The organism is Streptomyces sp. (assembly GCF_050698815.1).
Classification (GTDB): domain Bacteria; phylum Actinomycetota; class Actinomycetes; order Streptomycetales; family Streptomycetaceae; genus Streptomyces.
In genome coordinates, this window is record NZ_JBOHCV010000789.1 from 1 (window position 1) to 2059 (window position 2059).

Genomic DNA, 2059 nt, shown 5'->3' on the forward strand with positions numbered 1-2059 from the left:
GCCGAGCACACCGCCCCGCGCGACCTGGAAGCCGCCGCCGAAGCGGCGATGCTGCGCACCGACGTCGCCCGCCTGCAGGCCCTGGCCGAGCGTGCTGGCTGGGTGCGCGATGCCGACGCCAAGCGTCTGTGGCGCTGGCGTGACGGCTGGTGGGAGCTGGGGCACCGCCGCAGGAACCCGAAGGACGGCTACCACGACACCGGTTGGTACCTGTGGGGCCCGGTCGGCAGCTACGACGGTGAGTGGGTCGACCGCCACAAGGGTCCGGCCATGGCCGAGGCCGAGCGGCTGATCACCAAGCACCGCGCGGCGACCGGCGAGGGCGGCCGGTGAGCGCCCAGCTCGAACTGGTCAGTGCCAGCGCCGTACAGGGCCCCGAACCGGTTCCCGACCTCGCCTCCGTCGACCGCATCGTCATCAGCAACAGCGGCGGCAAGGACAGCATCGCCGCCATGGACGAGGCCGTACGCCAGGCCGACGACGCCGGGGTCCGCGACCGGATCGTGGTCCTGCACATCGACCTCGGCCGCACCCCGCGCGACCACACCGTGGAGTGGCCCGGGACCGTGGACCTGGCACGCCGCCAGGCCGCCCACTACGGGCTTCCGTTCGAGGTCCGCAGCATGGCGAAGTGGCCGTCCCTGGTCCACCGTATCCGGGCGCGCGGACAGTTCCCGCACCTCATGACCCGGTTCTGCACATCGGAGAAGAGGGGCGTGGCACACCGGTTCCTCACCGAGCAGGTGAACGCCCTCGGCGTCTCCGGCCGCGCGGCGCGGATCGTGCACGTCATGGGGTTCCGGGCGGAGGAGTCCCGCGCCCGTGCCCGGCGGCCTGCCGTTGAAGCCGACCACCGGGCCAGCAACGGGCGCCGCACGGTGACCCAGTGGTACCCGGTGCTGCGCTGGAGCACGGCTGAGGTGTGGCAGCGCATCCGGGACCGTGGCCTGCCCTACCACTGGGCGTACGACGCCGGCATGTCGCGGTTCTCGTGCAGCCTGTGCGTCCTCGCCTCCGTCCCGGACCTGGAGTGCGCGGCCGGGCTCCGGCCCGAGCTGGCGCGCGAGTACGCCGACCTGGAAGAGGAGATGGGCGTCCCGTTCCGGCGGGAGCTGTCGATGGCCGAGGTCATCCGGCGCGCGGGAGGTGGGGCGTGACCGCCGAACTCCAGAGCGCCCCGGTGACCCTGCCCAGCGTGCAGGAGAAGGGGAAGTGGCAGCCACGCGTCGTCGGCCTCGACCTGTCGCTGACCTCGACCGGCGTCGCCGGAACGAACTGGGCGTACGCCCACCGGCCCGGACGCCGCCGCAGCCACGAACGGCTGGACTGGCTGCTCGCGGCCATCGCGCTCAGCGTGAAAGACGGCGCGGACCTCGTGGTGGTCGAGGGCGCCGCGTACGCCCAGGGCGGGCAGGCCGGGCACCACGAGCTGGCCGGGCTGTGGTGGCTGGTCACCCAGTACCTGTGGCGCCACCGCATCCCCTACGCCGTCGTGACGCCCCACGGCCGCACGATCTACGCCACCGGCCGGGCCAACCCCGCGCAGGAGTGGCCCCGCAAGGACCGCTCCCGGGTCGCGAAGGGGATGGTGCGCTCGGTGGCCGTCGAGCGGTACGGCGTCGAGTGCGAAGGGCCGGGCCGCTACGACCAGGCCGACGCGACGATCCTCGCGGCGATGGGCCTGGACTGGCTGGGCTACCCGACCGTGCCGGTGCCCGACTCGCACCGGCGTGCGCTGGAGGCCGTCCGGTGGCCGGACCTCATTCCGGCAGCCGCGAATTAGGGGGAATTGCATTGCGGACAATCAATTCGCATTCCGTTGGGCATACCTTGCTTCTGGGGTATTTGCCATTAAGATATAAGTAAGGAAATTCGGGAAATGCCCGACCCGGAAAGGGACTTGGAAGTGGAAACCCACAACCACAGCGGGTGCGGCTGCGAGTGCAACAACGGCGGCTTCTGCGGCGGCTGCGGCCACGCCGGATGCGGTCGTCGCCGCCGCTGACCACCACTAACCCCCAGAACACACCCCGCGCCCCCGGCCCACCGCCGGGGGCGC

3 protein-coding genes are annotated in these 2059 nt (G+C 72.0%); all 3 read left to right on the forward strand.

The window, feature by feature from the left end; all coding sequences use genetic code 11:
* A partial coding sequence (locus ACRDP3_RS28335) for a hypothetical protein (RefSeq protein WP_431519879.1) occupies positions 1-333 on the forward strand: 333 nt, incomplete at its 5' end.
* The gene (locus tag ACRDP3_RS28340; RefSeq protein WP_431519880.1) at positions 330-1157 is read left to right on the forward strand and encodes a phosphoadenosine phosphosulfate reductase family protein; all 828 of its coding nucleotides are present in this window, start codon (positions 330-332) and stop codon (positions 1155-1157) included. The genes ACRDP3_RS28335 and ACRDP3_RS28340, both read left to right, overlap by 4 nt.
* Positions 1154-1783 (forward strand): hypothetical protein, encoded by a 630-nt coding sequence (locus ACRDP3_RS28345; protein ID WP_431519881.1) that lies wholly within the window; start codon positions 1154-1156, stop codon positions 1781-1783. Before ACRDP3_RS28340 ends, ACRDP3_RS28345 begins: the two co-directional genes overlap by 4 nt.
* The last annotated feature ends 276 nt before the right edge of the window (positions 1784-2059 follow it).